Annotated in this window: 18 protein-coding genes; 11 read left to right on the top strand and 7 right to left on the bottom strand. The window is 69.1% G+C overall.

The annotated features are described in order from the left end of the window. Positions 1 to 227 precede the first annotated feature (227 nt). The 3 genes from MFF42_RS06205 to MFF42_RS06195 all read left to right on the top strand — a co-directional run bounded on the left by MFF42_RS06205 (position 228) and on the right by MFF42_RS06195 (position 2732). On the top strand, positions 228 to 875 hold the full coding sequence (locus MFF42_RS06205) for a TetR/AcrR family transcriptional regulator C-terminal domain-containing protein (protein ID WP_238254967.1): 648 nt from the start codon (positions 228 to 230) through the stop codon (positions 873 to 875). Between the two features lie 34 nt (positions 876 to 909). Beyond that, on the top strand, positions 910 to 1929 hold the full coding sequence (gene ilvC / locus MFF42_RS06200; RefSeq protein WP_238254966.1) for a ketol-acid reductoisomerase: 1020 nt from the start codon (positions 910 to 912) through the stop codon (positions 1927 to 1929). Between the two features lie 149 nt (positions 1930 to 2078). Next, the gene (locus MFF42_RS06195; protein WP_238254965.1) at positions 2079 to 2732 is read left to right on the top strand and encodes a pyridoxamine 5'-phosphate oxidase family protein; all 654 of its coding nucleotides are present in this window, start codon (positions 2079 to 2081) and stop codon (positions 2730 to 2732) included. Positions 2733 to 2981: 249 nt separating this feature from the next. Here MFF42_RS06195 and ccrA read toward each other — a convergent pair whose 3' ends face one another. Then, positions 2982 to 4280, bottom strand: coding sequence for a crotonyl-CoA carboxylase/reductase (gene ccrA / locus MFF42_RS06190; RefSeq protein WP_238254964.1), 1299 nt, complete (start codon positions 4278 to 4280; stop codon positions 2982 to 2984). Between the two features lie 408 nt (positions 4281 to 4688). Between ccrA and MFF42_RS06185 the strand changes: the two genes are divergently transcribed. After that, the gene (locus MFF42_RS06185) at positions 4689 to 6755 is read left to right on the top strand and encodes an ethylmalonyl-CoA mutase (protein WP_238254963.1); all 2067 of its coding nucleotides are present in this window, start codon (positions 4689 to 4691) and stop codon (positions 6753 to 6755) included. Between the two features lie 135 nt (positions 6756 to 6890). On the opposite strand, the gene MFF42_RS06180 is transcribed toward MFF42_RS06185, so the two are convergent. Further along, positions 6891 to 7637, bottom strand: coding sequence for a glucose 1-dehydrogenase (locus MFF42_RS06180; RefSeq protein ID WP_238254962.1), 747 nt, complete (start codon positions 7635 to 7637; stop codon positions 6891 to 6893). Positions 7638 to 7744: 107 nt separating this feature from the next. Between MFF42_RS06180 and MFF42_RS06175 the strand changes: the two genes are divergently transcribed. Both MFF42_RS06175 and trpS read left to right on the top strand, forming a co-directional pair. Beyond that, positions 7745 to 8074 (top strand): ArsR/SmtB family transcription factor, encoded by a 330-nt coding sequence (locus MFF42_RS06175; RefSeq protein WP_238254961.1) that lies wholly within the window; start codon positions 7745 to 7747, stop codon positions 8072 to 8074. Between the two features lie 181 nt (positions 8075 to 8255). Continuing rightward, positions 8256 to 9317 (top strand): tryptophan--tRNA ligase, encoded by a 1062-nt coding sequence (trpS, locus tag MFF42_RS06170; protein ID WP_238254960.1) that lies wholly within the window; start codon positions 8256 to 8258, stop codon positions 9315 to 9317. A gap of 12 nt (positions 9318 to 9329) precedes the next feature. On the opposite strand, the gene MFF42_RS06165 is transcribed toward trpS, so the two are convergent. Further along, entirely contained in the window at positions 9330 to 9503 is a 174-nt protein-coding gene (locus MFF42_RS06165; RefSeq protein ID WP_238254959.1) for a hypothetical protein, read from the bottom strand. A 157-nt stretch (positions 9504 to 9660) separates the two neighbouring features. Here MFF42_RS06165 and leuD point away from each other — a divergent pair, with 157 nt between their 5' ends. Continuing rightward, a complete protein-coding gene (leuD, locus tag MFF42_RS06160; RefSeq protein WP_238254958.1) occupies positions 9661 to 10266 on the top strand; it encodes a 3-isopropylmalate dehydratase small subunit in 606 nt (201 codons plus the stop codon). A gap of 7 nt (positions 10267 to 10273) precedes the next feature. Here leuD and MFF42_RS06155 read toward each other — a convergent pair whose 3' ends face one another. Both MFF42_RS06155 and meaB read right to left on the bottom strand, forming a co-directional pair. Beyond that, on the bottom strand, positions 10274 to 10894 hold the full coding sequence (locus MFF42_RS06155; RefSeq protein WP_238254957.1) for a pyroglutamyl-peptidase I: 621 nt from the start codon (positions 10892 to 10894) through the stop codon (positions 10274 to 10276). After that, positions 10891 to 11880, bottom strand: a complete 990-nt coding sequence (meaB, locus tag MFF42_RS06150; RefSeq protein WP_238254956.1) for a methylmalonyl Co-A mutase-associated GTPase MeaB — start codon at positions 11878 to 11880, stop codon at positions 10891 to 10893. Before meaB ends, MFF42_RS06155 begins: the two co-directional genes overlap by 4 nt. A gap of 146 nt (positions 11881 to 12026) precedes the next feature. Here meaB and MFF42_RS06145 point away from each other — a divergent pair, with 146 nt between their 5' ends. Further along, positions 12027 to 13061, top strand: coding sequence for an alpha/beta hydrolase (locus MFF42_RS06145; RefSeq protein WP_238254955.1), 1035 nt, complete (start codon positions 12027 to 12029; stop codon positions 13059 to 13061). Between the two features lie 136 nt (positions 13062 to 13197). After that, a complete protein-coding gene (locus MFF42_RS06140; protein WP_238254954.1) occupies positions 13198 to 13548 on the top strand; it encodes a hypothetical protein in 351 nt (116 codons plus the stop codon). 147 nt (positions 13549 to 13695) lie between these two features. Here the strand turns inward: MFF42_RS06140 and MFF42_RS06135 are convergent, their stop codons facing one another. After that, on the bottom strand, positions 13696 to 15576 hold the full coding sequence (locus MFF42_RS06135) for a S9 family peptidase (protein WP_238254953.1): 1881 nt from the start codon (positions 15574 to 15576) through the stop codon (positions 13696 to 13698). 68 nt (positions 15577 to 15644) lie between these two features. Next, complete coding sequence (locus tag MFF42_RS06130) at positions 15645 to 16562, bottom strand: L,D-transpeptidase (RefSeq protein ID WP_238254952.1); 918 nt, start codon at positions 16560 to 16562, stop codon at positions 15645 to 15647. Positions 16563 to 16902: 340 nt separating this feature from the next. Here MFF42_RS06130 and MFF42_RS06125 point away from each other — a divergent pair, with 340 nt between their 5' ends. Together MFF42_RS06125 and sbcD are read left to right on the top strand one after the other, a co-directional pair. After that, positions 16903 to 17175 carry a hypothetical protein gene (locus MFF42_RS06125; RefSeq protein ID WP_238254951.1) on the top strand — a complete coding sequence of 91 codons (273 nt, stop codon included), beginning with the start codon at positions 16903 to 16905 and terminating at the stop codon, positions 17173 to 17175. A 132-nt stretch (positions 17176 to 17307) separates the two neighbouring features. After that, positions 17308 to 18150 (top strand): exonuclease subunit SbcD (gene sbcD / locus MFF42_RS06120; RefSeq protein WP_238254950.1); only part of this gene is annotated, 843 nt, incomplete at its 3' end.

Below are 18150 nucleotides of genomic sequence, written 5' to 3'. Positions count from 1 at the left end.
GGCGACGCCCGTGCCGCCTGCGGAAGGGCGGCACGGGCGTCGCCATGGCGACGGAGGGCCGTATACGCCGAGGTCGGGCGCTCGGCAAGCGGGTTCCGCGCCCCCTACGACGGATTCGTGACGGCACGGGTGACCGCAGGATATCCTGTGGCCTCGGGTTGCCGCGTGGATGCGAGTGGGCTAGGAGGGCGTACCGTACGGTACGGTACTGTTCTACCAGCCGGATCATGCAGGCGAACCCCGTTCCTACCGAAGCGCTATCCGCCGAGACGCCCTCCCCGCGTCAGCGGGCCGTGCTCGACGCCGCCCTGGCGCTGATGGTCGATGGCAGCGATCCGCTGACCATGGATGCGGTGGCGCGCCGGGCGAGCTGCTCCAAGGAAACGCTCTACAAGTGGTTCGGCGACCGCGACGGCCTGCTCACCGCGACGGTGCGCTGGCAGGCTTCGCGGGTCCATGCCGGCCGCTACGAAATCAGCGGACTCGACGCCGCCGCCCTGCGCGAAAATCTCGTCGATTTCGCCGAGAGCTGGCTCGCGGTGATCGGCAGCCGCACCTCGGTCGCGCTCAACCGGATCGCCATCGCCGAGACCGGCTCGCGCAACAGCAATCTCGGCGGCATCGTCCTGGCGAATGGGCGCTTCGCCATCGGCGAGCGGGTGAAGCCCGTGCTGGAGGCCGGCCGCGCGGCGGGCCTCCTCGCTTTCGAGGACAGTGAAGCGGCGTTCCGGACCTTCTTCGGTCTGGTCGGCCGCGATATCCAGATCCGACTTCTCCTCGGCGACGCGCTCGATCTCGACGCCGCCGGGATCCGGAGCGACGCGGCCCGTGCCGTCGAGCAGTTCCTGGCCCTCTACGGCCAGGCGAAACCCTGAACCGAAACCCCAGCCAACCAGAGAGGACACCCCCATGCGCGTCTATTACGATCGCGACGCCGACCTGAACCTGATCAAGGGCAAGAAGGTCGTCATCGTCGGCTACGGCAGCCAGGGCCATGCCCACGCGCTCAACCTGCGCGATTCCGGCGTGAAGGACATCGTCATCGCGCTCCGCGAAGGCTCGGCCACCGCCAAGAAGGCGGAGCACGAGGGCTTCAAGGTGATGAACGTCGCCGACGCCGCGAAGTGGGGCGACGTGGTGATGATGCTCACCCCCGACGAGCTTCAGGGCGACATCTACAAGGAGTCGCTCGAGGGCAACATGAAGGAGGGTGCCGCCCTCCTGTTCGCCCACGGCCTCAACGTGCACTTCAACCTGATCGAGCCGCGCAAGGATCTCGACGTGCTGATGGTCGCGCCGAAGGGCCCCGGCCACACCGTGCGCGGCGAGTACCTCAAGGGCGGCGGCGTCCCGACGCTCATCGCCATCGCGCAGGATGCCTCGGGCAACGCCCACGATCTCGGCCTCTCCTACGCCTCGGCCAATGGCGGCGGCCGCGCCGGCATCATCGAGACGACGTTCAAGGAAGAGTGCGAGACCGACCTGTTCGGTGAGCAGGCCGTGCTCTGCGGCGGCCTCGTCGAGCTGATCAAGGCCGGCTTCGAGACGCTGGTCGAGGCGGGCTACGCCCCCGAGATGGCCTATTTCGAGTGCCTGCACGAGGTGAAGCTGATCGTCGACCTCATCTATGAAGGCGGCATCGCCAACATGAACTACTCGATCTCGAACACCGCCGAGTACGGCGAGTACGTCACCGGCCCGCGCATCGTGACGCCGGAGACCAAGGCCGAGATGAAGCGCGTCCTCAACGACATCCAGTCGGGCATCTTCACCCGCAACTGGATGCTGGAGAACAAGGTCGGCCAGACCTCGTTCAAGGCCACCCGCGCCAAGCTCGCCGCCCATCCGATCGAGGAGGTCGGCGCCAAGCTCCGCGGCATGATGCCGTGGATCTCGGAGAAGGCCCTGGTCGACAAGACCAAGAACTGATGTTTTTGGATCGGGAGGCCGTGCTTTGCTCGGCCTCCACTGTTGCGGAGGGCCGGTTCGCGCCAGCGTGACCGGCCTTTCTCTTGTCCGGACCTTGGCTTAAAAGCCCCCCGGGAGGCCCGCGAAACGAGGCCCCGGAGGAGACGCACATGGCATCGCTCTACTCGGAAGCGCACCGCGCGCTTCAAGAGGAATTCGGCACGACCAAGCTCGCCGTCCGCCTGGACGAGGATTGGGTGCACGAGACGATCCAGCCGGACGAGGCCGCCTTCATCGGCTCGCGCGACATGTTCTTTCTGTCCACCGTCGATCCCGACGGCATGCCGACCGTTTCCTACAAGGGCGGCCCGACCGGCTTCGTGAAGGTGGTCGACGGCGCGACGCTGGTGTTTCCCGGCTTCGACGGCAACGGGATGTTCTACTCGGTCGGCAACATCGCGGGGCAGGCCAAGGTCGGTCTCCTCTTCATCGACTTCGAGACACCGCACCGCATCCGCGTCCAGGGCCACGCCTCGCTGCTGCGCGACGACCCGCTGATGGCCGAGTACACGGAAGCGAAATACCTCGTGAAGGTCGACGTCACGAAGATCTGGGTCAACTGCCCGCGCTACATCCACAAGTACAAGAAGCTCGAGCAGAACAAGTACGTGCCGCGCCCCGACCGGGAGACGCCGCTCGCCGCCTGGAAACGGCTCGACCTCGCCGGCGACGTGATCAGCGACGAGGACAAGGCGCGAGTCGCCAAGGAGGGCCGCCTCGAGGTCTCCGAATACGAGGCGCTCGTCGCCCGCGGCGAGGCCTGAGCCGGCCGGCGCTTCGACAGACGGTTGTTCGCCCCGACCGGAACGGCAGGCCGAACGGTCGGCCGCTGCGATGAGGGATCAAAAAAGCCCGCGCATCCTGTGCGATGCGCGGGCCTTTTCGTGTCCGGTCGGCCGCACGCGGCGGCACTCCCTGGTCCGTCCTCGCGAGACGAGGCGTCGCCATCCGGCGCGCGCCCCCTCGCACTCCCGGATCGCTCCGCCCCGTCCGCGGTGACGGCGGAGCCTGACTCACATCGCCTTGAGCGGACCGGCCTCGATCACGTCCTCGACCGTGCGCAGGCCCGCCCGGGTGGAGTTGACGAGCACGGCCATGTTGCCGGGCGGGTGCTGGTTCTTCCACATCTTGGTGTGGGCGGCCGGGATCTTGTCCCAGGGGAACACCTCGCTCATGCAGGGATCGACGCGCCGGTCCATCACGAACTGGTTGGCGGCCGAGGCCTGCTTGAGGTGGGCGAAGTGCGAGCCCTGGATGCGCTTCTGGCGCATCCAGACGTAGCGGGCGTCGAAGGTGATGTTGAAGCCGGTGGTGCCGGCGCAGAACACCACCATGCCGCCGCGTTTCACCACCAGCGACGAGACCGGGAAGGTCGCCTCGCCCGGATGCTCGAACACGATGTCGACGTCGTTGCCCTTGCCGGTGATGTCCCAGATCGCCTTGCCGAACTTCCGGGCTTCCTTGAGCCAGGTGTTGTACTCGGGCGAGTTCACCTTCGGGAGCTGGCCCCAGCACTCGAAGTCCTTGCGGTTGATGACGCCCTTGGCGCCGAGGCTCATCACGTAGTCGCGCTTCGACTCGTCCGAGATCACCGCGATGGCGTTGGCGCCCGACGCCGCACAGAGCTGCACGCCGAACACGCCGAGGCCGCCCGAGGCGCCCCAGATCAGCACGTTCTGGCCGGGACGCACGGTGTGGGGCGCGTGGCCGAACAGCATGCGGTAGGCGGTGGCGAGCGTTAGGGTGTAGCAGGCGGCCTCTTCCCAGGTGAGGTGCTTGGGCCGGACCATGAGCTGGCGCGACTGCACCCGGCAGAACTGGGCGAAGGAGCCGTCGCCGGTCTCATAGCCCCAGATGCGCTGGGTCGGCGAGAACATCGGGTCGCCGCCGTTGCACTCCTCGTCGTCGCCGTCGTCCTGGTTGCAGTGGACGATGACCTCGTCGCCGACCTTCCAGCGCTTCACCTTGGCGCCGACCTTCCAGACGATGCCGGAGGCGTCGGAACCGGCGATGTGGTACTCGCCCTTGTGCACGTCGAACGGCGAGATAGGCTCGCCGAGGCCGGCCCAGACGCCGTTGTAGTTCACGCCCGCGGCCATGACGTAGACGAGCACCTCGTCGTCGCCGATCTCCCACACGGGCAGCACTTCGAGCTGGTGCGACTCCTCCGGCGGTCCGTGGCGCTCGCGGCGGATCGCCCAGGCATACATCTTGGCGGGCACGTGGCCGAGCGGGGGGATCTCGCCGAGCTCGTAAAGGTCCTTGGCTTCCGCCGTCTGCCCGGTCCAGGCCGGCGCTGCGCTTGCAGCCATCGTGGCACTCCCTGTCCTATTCACGGCTCGCGCGCCTCGATCCGCGCGACCTTGGCCGACGCTATAAGCACGATGTTTCCGGCCTTCCAAGTGGCCTAAAAGGCGAGGCTTCGTCCGGTCCGCATAAAAACCTGGCGCTACGGTCGGACTGCGTATTTGAATTCAAAATAACGTGGAGATGAACCCTCGCCAACGTGCTCTCACTTCGAACCAAGTCTCTCCACGACGGGGCATGGACCCGAGCTCTCATTCAAAAATTCGCTTTGAGCCGGATCAAGTTTTTCCAATTCCGGGAGTAACGATCCTCGACCTTTCTCCCAGATGACGAGCCGCGACGGCTTCGCTACGGTGCCGGCCAACAGCCGTGCCTCAAGGCGCGCGAACGCATCGGATCAGGGAGTCGAGTGGATGAGCGCGCAAGCGAGCGTCGCCGAGGTCAAGCGCGACAAGCCGTGGATCATCCGCACCTATGCGGGCCACTCCACGGCGGCGGAATCGAACAAGCTCTATCGCGGCAACCTCGCCAAGGGCCAGACCGGCCTCTCGGTCGCCTTCGATCTGCCGACGCAGACCGGCTACGACCCCGACCATGAACTCGCCCGCGGCGAGGTCGGCAAGGTCGGCGTCTCGATCGCGCATCTCGGCGACATGCGGACCCTGTTCGACCAGATTCCGCTGGCGCAGATGAACACCTCGATGACGATCAACGCCACGGCGCCGTGGCTGCTGTCGCTCTATCTCGCGGTGGCCGAGGAGCAGGGCGCGCCGATCGCGGCGCTCCAGGGCACCACGCAGAACGACATCATCAAGGAATACCTCTCGCGCGGCACCTACGTGTTCCCGCCCGCGCCCTCGCTGCGGCTCACCAAGGACGTGATCCTGTTCACGACCAAGAACGTGCCGAAGTGGAACCCGATGAACGTCTGCTCCTACCACCTGCAGGAGGCGGGGGCGACGCCGGTCCAGGAACTTTCCTACGCGCTCGCTATCGCCATCGCCGTGCTCGACACGGTGCGCGACGATCCCGATTTCGACGAGGCCAGCTTCTCGGACGTGTTCAGCCGCATCTCGTTCTTCGTGAACGCCGGCATGCGGTTCGTCACCGAGATCTGCAAGATGCGCGCCTTCGCCGAGCTGTGGGACGAGATCGCCCAACAGCGCTACGGCATCACCGACGCCAAGAAGCGGATTTTCCGCTACGGCGTGCAGGTCAACTCCCTCGGACTGACGGAACAGCAGCCCGAGAACAACGTGCACCGCATCCTGATCGAGATGCTGGCGGTGACCCTCTCGAAGCGCGCCCGCGCCCGCGCGGTGCAGCTCCCGGCCTGGAACGAGGCGCTCGGCCTGCCCCGCCCCTGGGACCAGCAATGGTCGATGCGGATGCAGCAGATCCTCGCCTTCGAGACCGACCTGCTCGAATACGACGACATCTTCGACGGCTCGACCGTAATCGAATCCCGCGTCGAGGCGCTCAAGGAGCAGACCCGGGCCGAATTGAAGCGCATCGCCGAGATCGGCGGCGCGGTCTCGGCGGTCGAGGCGGGCGAGTTGAAGCGGGCGCTGGTGGAATCGAACGCCAAGCGCATCGCGGCGATCGAGAAGGGCGAGCAGATCGTCGTCGGCGTCAACAAGTGGCAGCAGGGCGAACCCTCGCCGCTCACCGCCGGGGATGGGGCGATCTTCACGGTCTCGGAGACGGTTGAGATGGAGGCCGAGGCCCGCATCCGCGAGTGGCGCGCGAAGCGCGACGATCGCGCGGTCGGCCAGGCGCTGGACGATCTGGAACAGGCCGCGCGCTCGGGCGCCAACATCATGCCGCCCTCCATCGCCGCGGCGAAGGCGGGCGTGACCACCGGCGAATGGGGCCGGCGCCTGCGCGAGGTTTTTGGCGAGTACCGCGCGCCGACCGGCGTGACGCTCGAGACGGTCACCTCGGGCGCGGCGGAGGAGGCGCGCCTGCTCATCGCCGACCTCGGCGAGCGCCTCGGCGAGACGCCGAAGCTGGTCGTCGGCAAGCCCGGTCTCGATGGCCATTCCAACGGCGCCGAGCAGATTGCGCTCCGCGCCCGCGATGTCGGCTTCGACGTGACCTACGACGGCATCCGCCAGACGCCCACCGAGATCGTCGCCAAGGCGAAGGAGCGCGGCGCCCACGTCATCGGTCTCTCCGTACTCTCCGGGAGCCATGTGCCGCTGGTGCGCGAGGTGAAGGCGAAGCTGCGCGAGGCGGGCCTCGACCACGTGCCGGTCGTCGTCGGCGGCATCATCTCGACCGAGGACGAGCTGGTGCTCAAGAACATGGGCGTCACGGCGGTCTATACGCCGAAGGACTACGAGCTCGACAAGATCATGGTCGGGCTCGCCAAAGTCGTGGAGCGAGCTCTCGACAAGCGCGCCGCCGACCGGGCGGATACGGAAGCCGGCGTGCCGGGCGCGCCGAAAAGCAACGGGGACGCCGCTCAGGTCTTCTGAGGGCTGCCGCGTCGCGGCGGACGGCCTTCTCGCCCCCGGCGGTGAGAAGGCGCTCGAAGTCCCGCCGTCGGCGGCAGAGGCACCCGCGCTCGCGGATGGCCGGATCGGGCGATCCGAGAGCGCGGAGGCTCGGCCTCAGCGAATGCCGCCGCTGGCGTTGATCACCGCGCCGGTGACCCAGCGGGCGTCGTCCGAGGCGAGGAAGGCGACGACGCCGGCAATGTCGTCCGGCTGGCCGGCTCGGCCGAGCGGGGTCGTCGCGACGAAGCCGGCCTCCATCTCCGAGCCGGCGATGCCGGCGCTATGGGTGCCCTCCGTGACCACGTAGCCGGGGCTGACCGTGTTCACCCGGATCTTGCGCGGAGCGAGTTCATTGGCGAGGACGCCGGAGATCGCGTTCAGAGCACCCTTGGTGCCGGTATAGACCGCGCTGGTCGGCGTCTCGACGTCGATGACGGCCGACGAGATATTGATGATGCTGCCGCCCTCTCCGAGGTGTTTCGTCGCCGCCTGGGTCACCAGCAGGACGCCCAGCACATTGATATCGAACAGACGACGATAGTGCTGTTCGGTCACGTCCTCGATCGCCGCGAACTCGTAGACGCCGGAATTGTTCACCAGCACGTCGAGCCGACCGAACTGCCGTACGGCGGTCTCGATCAGGCCGTGCGCCTGCGCGGCGTTGGAGACGTCGGCCTGGACCGCGACGGCCTTGCCCCCGGCGGCCGCGATGCTCTCGACGACGGCGTCCGCGCCGGCCTTGCTCGACGCGTAGTTGACGATGACGGAAGCACCGTCCTTCGCCAGAGCCTTGGCGATCGCGGCGCCGATCCCCTTCGATGCGCCGGTCACCACCGCGACCTTGCCCTCAAGCTTCGACATCTGTGCTAACCCTTCGACATGGGCCGGCTCCGGTGCGGCGCCTCAGTCCCATAGTTCGGGATTTCGGAACTATGGAAGCGAGGTTCAAGTCCCCATATGAATGAATCATGAGGCCCCTGTTTCACCCAGCGATTGAGGACGTCCAGCCGGAGGCGATCCTGCACGCCCTGTCGGATCCGCGCCGTGCGGAGATCTTTGCCCGGATCACGAAGGCGGGGTGCGTGCAGGCCTGCTCGGCCGTGTCCGCTCTGGGCGATCAGGTCATCCCGAAATCGTCGCTCTCCAGCCACTTCAAGGTGCTGCGCGAGGCCGGTTTGATCCGCTGCGAGCGTCACGGCGTCGAGATGCGCAACCATTCGCGCTGCGCCGAGGTCGAAGCCCGCTTTCCCGGCCTCCTCCCGGCGATCATGAACGCCTACGCGGCGCGGTGTCCCTGAACGCGGTTTCGGAAGGGTCCGCATACGCTGTATCCGTGAGGTCGAAATTCGGGATCGGACAGGGCGCGCCCGAGCCGTCCATCCTGCTTGACCCGCCGCCGCCGGCGGTGCCAGAAACCGCCGCTTCAAGCGGGATGCGAGATCGCCTCGGCCCGGACCTTCTTTCCAGGGACCCGCGCCGATGGCCGCGTTCACCGAACTCGTGTTCTCCGGCGTCCAGCCGACCGGGAACCTGCATCTCGGCAACTATCTCGGCGCCATCAAGCGCTTCGTCGAGATGCAGCAGCGCGACGCGCAATGCCTGTATTGCGTGGTCGATCTCCACGCCATCACCCTTTGGCAGGATCCGCAGGCGCTGAAGGGGCAGATCCGCGAGGTCACGGCCGCCTTCCTCGCCGCCGGCATCGATCCGACGCGCTCCATCGTCTTCAACCAGTCCCAGGTGCCCCAGCACGCGGAACTCGCCTGGATCTTCAACTGCGTCGCCCGCCTCGGCTGGCTCAACCGCATGACGCAGTTCAAGGACAAGGCCGGCAAGGATCGGGAGAACGCCTCGATCGGTCTCTACGACTACCCCGTGCTGATGGCGGCCGACATCCTGGCCTACCGGGCGACCCACGTGCCGGTGGGCGAGGACCAGAAGCAGCACCTCGAACTGACCCGCGACATCGCCCAGAAATTCAACAACGACTTCGCGGGGTCGATCCTGGCGCACGGCCACGGCGAGCAGTTCTTCCCGCTGACCGAGCCGCTGATCGGCGGGCCGGCGGCGCGGGTCATGTCCCTGCGCGACGGCACCAAGAAGATGTCGAAGTCGGACCCGTCCGAGTATTCGCGCATCGCGCTCACCGACGACGCGGACGCCATCGCGCAGAAGGTGCGCAAGGCCAAGACCGATCCCGAGCCCCTCCCCTCGGAGACCGCCGGGCTCGCAGGGCGGCCGGAGGCCGACAACCTCGTCGGCATCTTCGCGGCCCTGCGCGGCATCACCCGCGACGAGGTGCTGAAGGATTTCGGGGGCGCGCAGTTCTCCAGCTTCAAGCCGGCCCTGGTCGATCTCGCCGTGGAGACGCTGGCGCCGATCGGCGCCGAGATGAAGCGGCTCGTCGCCGATCCGGCCTATATCGACGGCGTGCTCGCCGACGGGGCGGGCCGGGCCGAGGCGATCGCCGCGCCGACGCTGGACGCGGTCAAGGACATCGTCGGCTTCGTCCGGCGGGGTCCGGCGCTCAGGGCCGTGTGAGGCGTCGCGCCGTCACCGGCGCGGCTCGTCCTTGCGCAGGTGACGGCCGTAGGCCTGTTCCTTCTCCTCGCGCTCCTTGATGAGGTCGGCATAGGCCTGGCGCATCTCGGGCGAGACGGCGACGCTCTTGCCCTTCGACGGCTTGCGCTTGGGTGCCTTCTTGAAGGTGTCTGGTGTCTCGGCCATCGTCCGCGCGCTCCCCTTCGTCCGATCCGTTCATATGGCAAGCCCGATGCCGGCCGGTATAGGGCGTCTACCGGGCCGGCGATTCGACTGCTAGATACCGGCGGACCGAGGCCGGGGGACATCTACCCGGCATCCGACGACGATTTCGAGAAGACCGATGGAAAAGTTCACGACCCTGGAGGGCGTCGCCGCGCCCATGCGGATCATCAACATCGACACCGACCGCATCATCCCCAAGCAGTATCTCAAGACGATCAAGCGCACCGGGCTCGGCCAGGGCCTGTTCTCCGAGATGCGCTACAACGACGACGGCTCGGAAAACCCGGATTTCGTCCTCAACCAGCCGGCCTACCGCAACGCCAAGATCCTGGTTGTCGGCGACAATTTCGGCTGCGGCTCGTCGCGGGAGCACGCGCCCTGGGCGCTCGCCGATTTCGGCATCCGCTGCGTGATCTCCACGAGCTTCGCCGACATCTTCTTCAACAACTGCGCCAAGAACGGCATTCTGGCGATCGTCGTCCCGCCGGAGGATCTCGAGAAGCTGTTCGAGGATGCGGAGCGCGGCGCCAACGCGACGCTGACGATCGATCTCGCCGCGCAGACCATCAAGGGGCCGGACGGCGGCACGCTGCATTTCGACATCGACGAGGGCCGCAAGCACAACCTGCTCAACGGCCTCGACGAGATCGGCCTGACCCTGGACCAGAAGGCCCCTGCGATCGACGCCTACGAAGCGAAGCTCGCCGAGCGCGAGTGGGCCTGATCAACCGCTAACGCTGCGCCCTGCCCCGCAGGGCGAGCACCCGCGCCGCCTCGACGAAGGCGGCGGCCCATCGATCGAGGGCGGGCCGGTGGCGCCCTCCCCCGGCCTTCGGGCGCCGGGTGCGCGGCGGCATCGGGATGTGCAGGAACACGACCGGACGGTCGGCTGCCAGGGTTCGGAAATACGAGGCGTTGCACAGGTAGCGCCCGGCATCGCGCGAGGCCACGGCCGCGAGCCCGGCGCGCCGCAGCGCCACGAGCACCTGCGCCGCAGCCCGGCTCCGGCGCTGGGCCGGGCTCTCCGGCTCGAAGGCGAGGGTTCGCCCCACCGCGCCGCCCGCATCGGGAAACAGCCGGCTTACCCGGTTGACCGCACGGGTCTCGACGCAGACACGGGATCGCCGGGCGGCGACGCCGATCATCAGGACCGCGCTCGGGCCTTCCGCCAGCGCCGGAGCGAGCTGCGCGTCGAGGGCGGCGTAGCGGGTGTCGAGCACGAGGCAGTCCGGCGCCTGCCCGAGGACGCGGCGCAGATGCGGCGAGCCCGCCAGCCGCCGCGCGAGGCGGGCGCTCGGGTTGTCGGGCACCGTCGGGAACGGGCCGAACCCCGTGACGAGCAGGCGGCTCACAACCCGATCAGCGTTGCGATCGCGTCGGCCCCGGCGGCCGGCGAGTGCTCGCCGCCGGCCACCGCCCGCTCGGCCTCGGCGGTCGCCTGGCGCACCTCGGCGCTGCCGACGAGGCGCTGGTGCAGCCGCTCGTGGACCAGTGCCCACATCCACTTCACATCCTGCTCACGGCGCTTCTTCGCGATCTCGCCGGTCGCGGTGAGCTTGGCGCGATGGTCCTCGATTCGGCTCCACAGGCTGTCGAGCCCCTTGCCGTGCAGGCCGGAGATCGTGACCACCGGCGGCGTCCAGGTGGCCGACGGCGGGGTCAGGATGTGGAGCGCGGCGCGGTACTCGGAGGCCGCGGCATTGGCCCGGCGCTCGCCCTCGCCGTCATCGGCCTTGTTGACCGCGATCATGTCGGCGAGTTCGAGAATGCCCTTCTTGATGCCCTGGAGCTCGTCGCCGGCGCCCGGCAGCATCAGCACGAGGAAGAAGTCGGTGAGGTCGGCCACCGCCGTCTCCGACTGGCCGACGCCGACGGTCTCCACGAGGATCACGTCGAAGCCCGCCGCCTCGCACAGCAGCATGGTCTCGCGGGTCTTGGCCGCGACGCCGCCCAGCGTGCCCGATGAGGGAGAAGGCCGGATGAAGGCGTTGCGGTCGATGGCGAGCCGCGCCATCCGCGTCTTGTCGCCGAGGATCGAGCCGCCGGTGCGGGTCGAGGACGGATCGACCGCCAGCACCGCCACCTTGTGCCCGGCGCCCGTCAGCAGCGCGCCGAGCGCGTCGATGGTGGTCGACTTGCCGACGCCCGGCACCCCGGTGATGCCGACGCGGATCGCCCGGCCGGTCCGCGGCAGCACCGCGTCGATCAGGTCGCGCGCCGCCGCCCGGTGATCGGCCCGACGCGACTCGGCCAGCGTGATGGCGCGGGCGAGCGCCGCCCGGTCGCCGGCCAGGAGTCGCTCGCGGATGTGATCCATGTCGGGGAGGGTCGCGCTCATCGCTCCTTCATGCCGGGGCGTCGTGCGGCCGTCGAGTGGCCAAAATCCCAATCGTGCCCCGCCACGGTCAAGATCCTGCGCGAAGGAGGAGCGCCCGGCGCCGGCATGCCACCGGAACGGGCTTCTTCGGGGACCCGAGACCGGTCATGCAGCCCTCCGACGCGACGCGCCGCTCCCTCCTGCGCCTGATGGGCCTTGCCGGCGTGGCCGGCCTCTCTCCTGCCCTGTCGGCCTGCGTCATGGACGGGCTCGCCACCGGCACCGTCGCCGAGACGCAGTCGGCGCTCGACGTGAGCCCGGTGCTACTCGTCGCCACGACCCGCCGCCCGGCCTCCGGCAACCCGCCGAAGGCGCCGTTCTTCGGCTCCGAGCGCGGGCGGGGCCTGAGCTTTGCCGAGGCGCGCATGTCGGCGCCGGACCGCTCGTTGATCGGCAAGGTCTCCGCTGTGGTGGGCGGCGATTGGGGCGTCCGCTCCGTCGGCGAGGTCACGACGGGGCCGGGCGCGGCGGTCGCCTTCGCGCAATCCGCCTTCGGCCGCGACGTGCTGATCTACGTCCACGGCTACCGCGAGAGCTTCGAGTCCGCCGCGGTCAGCGCCGCGCGCCTCTCCGACGGGATCCGCTTCAGCGGCGCCTCGGCTTTGTTCACCTGGCCCTCGGCCGCGGCGACCTTCGATTACGGCTACGACCGCGAGAGCGCGCTGTGGTCCCGCGACGCGTTCGAGGACCTCCTGAAGACCGTAACCACCACGCCGAGCGGCGGGCGCATCCACATCGTCGCCCACTCGATGGGGACGCTGCTGACGCTGGAAACCCTGCGCATGCTGCGGGTCGAGGCCGGTGAGGCGGCGGTCGCCCGGATCGGCGCAGTGGTGCTCGCCGCGCCCGACATCGACATCGACCTGTTCGCCAACGGCGTCGAGCGCCTGGGGCCGGATGCGAAGCGCATCACCGTCATCTCGGCCACGAACGACAGGGCGCTGGAGCTCTCCGGCGCCATCGCCGGCGGCGTCGTCCGCGCGGGCGCCGCCGATCGCGAGCGCCTGGAAGCGCTCGGCGTGCGCGTCGCCGACGCCTCGGATTACGGCGGCGGCATCTTCAACCACGACCTGTTCCTGTCGAATCGCGAGGTGCAGGGCGTCGTGAAGCGCGCCGTCGCCCGCGGGAGCAGCGGCGCGTAATCGCGCGCGGGACCCATCGACGAATCCGGTTCCGGCGTCCTACAAGCGCCGCCGAACCCGGCCAGCCCGGCCGGGTTTTACGCGCAGCGCCGCCCGTCGGCCTGCGGCCCATTTCCCTCCTTCGAGGACGTTCCCGATGTTCACGCTCGAGATCGACGGCACGGCGATCGCGGTCATCAACGGCGACGAGGCGACCGCCCGCGACCTGTTCACCTGCGACGGCTTCAAGGAGGACATCCGGACGATGACGACGGCGGGTCGTCCGATCTGGAACGGCACCTCCGAGCTCACCGTGCGCAAGTCCACGGAGGACGAGATCGAGGAATTCGAGGACGCGCTCGCCGCCGATGACGGCGAGGGCGATTTCGAGCCGGACGAGCAGCACGCCGCCGAGGGCGGCAGCGGCGCCGACGACGAGGAGGAGGCCGACATCGTCTTCCTCGTGGACATCGACGACGAGGACGAGGATCAACCGCACGACGCGTAACCGGTCGAGCGCGAGTGGAGCGGATACTCTTCTCCCCCTTGTGGGGAGGAGTGGGAGGTGGGGGTGGCTCAGGATGCGGCGTCGCGTTGCCTCCTGCACCACCCCCACCCTTTTATCCCTCCCCACAAGGGGGAGGGAACGAGCGGCTCACCCCTCCCGCACCACCTGCATCGACGTCCCGGCGGATTCCACCTCGCGGATCGGCTCGCAGCGTCCGCCGAGGTAGCGTGCCAGAAACGCCTCGGCGCGGGCGAAGAAGGCCAGCCGGTTGGCCGGGCGCACGAGGCCGTGGCCCTCGTCCGGGAACAGCAGGTAGGTGACCGGGATGCCGCCCCGCTCCATCGCGGCGACCATCTGGTCGGATTCGGCCTGTTTCACCCGCGGATCGTTGGCGCCCTGCACGATCAGCAGCGGCGCCTTGATCCGGTCGGCGAAGTAGACCGGCGAGCGCTCGCGGATCAGCGCCATGCCCTCCTCGGTGTCCGGATCGCCGATGGCGCGGTGGAGCTGTGCCCGCATCGCCTCCCAGTAGGGCGGGATGGTCCGCACGAGGGTCTCGAGGTTGGCCGGGCCGACGAGATCGATGCCGCAGGCATAGGCCTCCGGATTGCGCGTAAGTGCCATCAGCGTGGCGTAGCCGCCGTAGCTGCCGCCCATGATCGCGACGCGGGCGGGGTCGGCCACGCCCTCGGCCACCGCCCAGGCGACGGCGTCGCTGAGGTCGTCGTCCATCCGCCGGCCCCATTCGCGGTCCCCCGCGTTGAGGAAGGCCTTTCCGAATCCGGTCGAGGAGCGGAAATTGACGCTGAGCGCGGCGTAGCCGCGGTTGGCCAGCCACTGGTGCAGACCGTCGAAGCCGTAGCTGTCGCGCGCCCACGGACCGCCGTGGACGAGAAGCACCAGCGGGCCGGGCGCTTGCGCGTCGAGCGGGCGGGTCAGGTAGGAGACGAGGTCGAGCCCGTCGCGGGAGCGGATGATCGCCGGGCGCATCGATGCGAGCGGGGCGCCCTCCAGCTCCGGCCGGGCGCTGCCGAGCGAGCGCAGGCTCTTCGCCCGCCGGTCGTAGATCGCCGCCTCGCCGACGCGGGTGTCGGCGCGGGCGACGACGATCCAGAGCGAATCGTCCTCCGTGCGGCTCGCCGGATACCAGTCGCCGAGCCCCTGGCTGTCGAGGAAGGCGAAGTCGTCGGCGAAGCGCGGGTCGAGCACGTGCCAGGACTTGCGGGCATGGGTGACCGAGTAGGCCACCGGCTCGTGCGTCTCGACGTCCTGCAGCACGGCGCCGATATCCGCCTCCGCGTGCGAGGCCAGCACGCGGGTCTCAGCCGTAGCGAGGTCGATCCGGGTCAGCGCCGCGGTGTTGCGTCCGCGGCTGTCGCGGCAGAACAGGGCGGTGCCGGCGGCGTCGAGATTCTCCGCGCCGGAGACGCGGGCATCCTCGGGCGGGAAGGCGAGCCAGGGCTTCCAGTTCGCGCCGTCGGGGGCGAGCAGCTCGCTCGAACCGTCCGGACGATTGCGGAAGGCGAAGCGCACGGCGTAGCGCTCGTCGATGAGGAAGCCGGCGAAACCCGGATTCTCGACGACCAGGCTGCGCTCGCCGGTGGCGAGATCGACGCTGTACAGGTCGTGGAAGCGCGGATCGCGGTCGTTGATCGCCACCAGCACGCGGTCGCGCACGATGCGGCTCACGCCCACGATCGCCGCGGCGATGCCGGGATAGGGCGTCAGGTCGCGGCGCTCGCCGTTGGTCAGATCGACGGCGTAGAGATGATTGTTCTCGTCGCCGTCCGCGTCCTGCACGTAGAGCAGGTGGCGCCCGTCATAGGCGAAGCCGTAGGCGTCGATGCCGCGGCGGCGGTCGGTGGTGACCGGCACGGCGGCGTCGAGATCGTCGAGCGGCGCCGACCAGATGTTGAGGACGCCCTCGAAGGGCGCCACCCAGCCGAGGCGGCGCCCGTCCGGGCTGATCTGATGGCCGTAGCGCGTCGGATTGCCGAACAGGTGCTCGCGGGGGATCAGATCGACCATGACGTCTCCTCGAAGTCCGGCGCCCGCCTCGGGCGGCGCGCTCGGGTTTCGAGGAAACTATCGCGGGATCAGCCGAGCACCACCACCTTGGCGCCGACCTCGACGCGGTTGAACAGGTCGATGGCATCCTGGTTGATCATGCGGATGCAGCCCGAGGACACGCTCTTGCCGATGGAGTGCGGCTCCAGCGTGCCGTGGATGCGGAACAGCGTGTCCTTGTTGTTCTGCCACAGATACATGGCCCGCGCGCCGAGCGGGTTGCGGCTCCCGCCGGGGACGCCGAGGCCGCTCTGCAGCTTGTCGACCTCGCGGGCCAGATCCGGCCGGCGGGCGATCATCTCCTTGGGCGGATACCAGTCCGGCCAGGCCTGCTTCGAATTGACGGTCGCGGTGCCCGACCAAGAGAAGCCCTGCTTGCCCACGCCCACGCCGTAGCGGCGCGCCCGGCCGTTCGGAAGGACGAGGTAGAGGAAGTGGGCCTTGGGATCGACCACGATCGTGCCGGGCGGCTCGGTGGTGCGGAAATCGACCTCCTGGCGCAGGTAGATCGGGTTGAACTTCTTGTAGGCGATCGCCTGGACGGGAAACGGCTCGTTAGCGATCGCCGCGTAGGCCCGCGTGTAGTCGATCGGGCCGTTATCGGGCTCCTGCGGCGGCACCGGATAGCCGGCCTGCTGCTGGCGCGGCGTCTGGTTGGGCGCCTCGGCGGCGGGCGGCTCGCCGCTGCGCTCGGCCCGGCGGCGGGCATAGGCCTCCGCGTCGATGTCCGTCTGCGAATCGGGCACCGGACGTCCGTTGCTGACGCGGCCGTTATAGGGAACGTACTGCCCGCCGCGGCGGCGGTAGAGCTGGCCGTTGCCGTCCTGATAGAGGCGGTCGTCGTCGAAACCGTCGAAGGTCTGGGCGAGGACGCGCCCCGGCAGGGTCGCGAGCCCGAGGGTAGTCGCGGCTCCGACAAGAAGCTTACGGCGGTTCTGAAATGACATGGATCGCTCGATCGAATGGGCCAGGCCGAGAAACGTCCCCGGAATACGGAGGAACGGTCACGATCATCCGGGCCGGCTGAACTGCCCCGCTTGTTCCCTAGCAAGGAAGCGCGCGGGCGTCAGGGCCGGACGCAACCGTCAAGGCTCCTGCACCGCCAACTGTGCGAACATTGTGTCCGAAAGGTTACACGCGTGTCCGCCATGCGCCGGGCAGGCAGCTTTAACGATTTCGCAAAAAAGGTGCGGATCGCGAGGCAAATCGTGGCGAACGGCGATTGCTTTGGCGAGGCCGCTGCCTAGATCAAGCGTAGCCGTTCGGCCCTGACCACGGACTACCCCCTTGCGCGCCTCTCTCCTCCGCCTCTCGCTCGGATTGCTCTGCCTCGGCCTGATGCTCCCCGGCGAGGCCATGGCCGCCCGCAAGGCGAGCCCCTCGCGCCCGGCTAAGACGACCGTCAAGACGAAGGTCGCCCAGGCCGACGCGAAGACGCCGGCCCCCGCGCCGCAGACGGCCTGGACCGCGGCCGAACCGGCCAATTGCGGCCGCGTGCGGCGCAAACTCTGGCAGGCGGACGAGGGTTGGATCGTCAAGACGGTCACCGTCTGCCACTGAGGCCCGCGGCCGCAAGCCACAGGAGATCCCGGCCCCGCCGCCGGGATGCTCTCGAAGCCGGCGACACAACCGGCTACAAGCCGCCCGAGGCGGCGACGGTCGCTGCCCCAGTCTCGGCGAGTGGCGTCCCCAGTGATCCGCGTTCTCCATACGGGCGACTGGCACATCGGCCAGACCCTGCGCGGCTTCTCCCGCGAGCGCGAGCACGACGCCGTGTTCGGCTGCCTGGAGCGCCTCGTCGCGGAGCGCGAGGTCGACGCGCTGGTCGTGGCCGGCGACGTATTCGACAGCCAGAACCCGTCCGGCGAATCGCAGGCGCGCTTCTACGCGCTGATGGCGCGCCTCCACGCGGCGCGGCCCGCGATGACCATCGTCATCACCGCCGGCAACCACGACGCCGCCGGCCGTCTGGAAGCGCCGCGCCCGCTCCTCGAAGCCATCGGCGTCCACGTCGTCGGCAATGTCCGGCGGCGCGACGGCGCGATCGACCTCGAACGCCATCTCGTGCCGGTCCGTGCCGGCAACGGCGAGGTCGCGGCGCAGGTGCTCGCCGTCTCCTACCCCACCGCCGCCTGCCTGCCGCCGCTCTCCTCGCTCGGCAGCGAGCGGCGGATCGGTGAGACTTCGCCCATCGTGCGGGCGGTGCGCGACCTCTACGGCCAGCTCTTCGAGGCGGCCCGGCCGCGGCTCGCCGGCCTGCCGCTCCTCGTCACGGGCCATCTCCACGTCGCGGGCGGCCTCGAATCGGAGGGGGCGGAGCGGCGCATCCTGGTCGGCGGCGAGCACGCGGTGCCGGCCGACGTGTTTCCCGAGGAAGCGCGCTACGTGGCGCTGGGCCATCTCCACCGGGCGCAAGCGTTGGGCAACGGGCAGGTGCGTTACTGCGGCTCGCTGATCCCGCTCTCGGCGGCCGAGCAGCCCTACCGTCACGGGGTGACCCTGGTGACGCTCGGGGCGGGCGCGGCGGAGATCGAG

The organism is Methylorubrum podarium (assembly GCF_022179745.1).
In the GTDB taxonomy this organism is placed as follows: Bacteria; Pseudomonadota; Alphaproteobacteria; order Rhizobiales; family Beijerinckiaceae; genus Methylobacterium; species Methylobacterium podarium.
Note: the sequence above shows the minus strand (reverse complement) of the source record. Positions and strands in the feature narration are given on the sequence as shown.

Excerpts from the sequence above, each read along its gene's own strand:
- MFF42_RS06145 (WP_238254955.1), top strand. The coding sequence starts at position 12,027 with ATGCAGCCCTCCGACGCGACGCGCCGCTCCCTCCTGCGCCTGATGGGC.
- MFF42_RS06205 (WP_238254967.1), top strand. The coding sequence starts at position 228 with ATGCAGGCGAACCCCGTTCCTACCGAAGCGCTATCCGCCGAGACGCCC.
- meaB (WP_238254956.1), bottom strand. The coding sequence starts at position 11,880 with ATGAGCGCGACCCTCCCCGACATGGATCACATCCGCGAGCGACTCCTG.
- MFF42_RS06140 (WP_238254954.1), top strand. The coding sequence starts at position 13,198 with ATGTTCACGCTCGAGATCGACGGCACGGCGATCGCGGTCATCAACGGC.
- trpS (WP_238254960.1), top strand. The coding sequence starts at position 8,256 with ATGGCCGCGTTCACCGAACTCGTGTTCTCCGGCGTCCAGCCGACCGGG.
- MFF42_RS06135 (WP_238254953.1), bottom strand. The coding sequence starts at position 15,576 with ATGGTCGATCTGATCCCCCGCGAGCACCTGTTCGGCAATCCGACGCGC.
- MFF42_RS06195 (WP_238254965.1), top strand. The coding sequence starts at position 2,079 with ATGGCATCGCTCTACTCGGAAGCGCACCGCGCGCTTCAAGAGGAATTC.
- MFF42_RS06165 (WP_238254959.1), bottom strand. The coding sequence starts at position 9,503 with ATGGCCGAGACACCAGACACCTTCAAGAAGGCACCCAAGCGCAAGCCG.
- MFF42_RS06180 (WP_238254962.1), bottom strand. The coding sequence starts at position 7,637 with ATGTCGAAGCTTGAGGGCAAGGTCGCGGTGGTGACCGGCGCATCGAAG.
- MFF42_RS06130 (WP_238254952.1), bottom strand. The coding sequence starts at position 16,562 with ATGTCATTTCAGAACCGCCGTAAGCTTCTTGTCGGAGCCGCGACTACC.
- MFF42_RS06185 (WP_238254963.1), top strand. The coding sequence starts at position 4,689 with ATGAGCGCGCAAGCGAGCGTCGCCGAGGTCAAGCGCGACAAGCCGTGG.
- ccrA (WP_238254964.1), bottom strand. The coding sequence starts at position 4,280 with ATGGCTGCAAGCGCAGCGCCGGCCTGGACCGGGCAGACGGCGGAAGCC.
- ilvC (WP_238254966.1), top strand. The coding sequence starts at position 910 with ATGCGCGTCTATTACGATCGCGACGCCGACCTGAACCTGATCAAGGGC.
- leuD (WP_238254958.1), top strand. The coding sequence starts at position 9,661 with ATGGAAAAGTTCACGACCCTGGAGGGCGTCGCCGCGCCCATGCGGATC.
- MFF42_RS06175 (WP_238254961.1), top strand. The coding sequence starts at position 7,745 with ATGAGGCCCCTGTTTCACCCAGCGATTGAGGACGTCCAGCCGGAGGCG.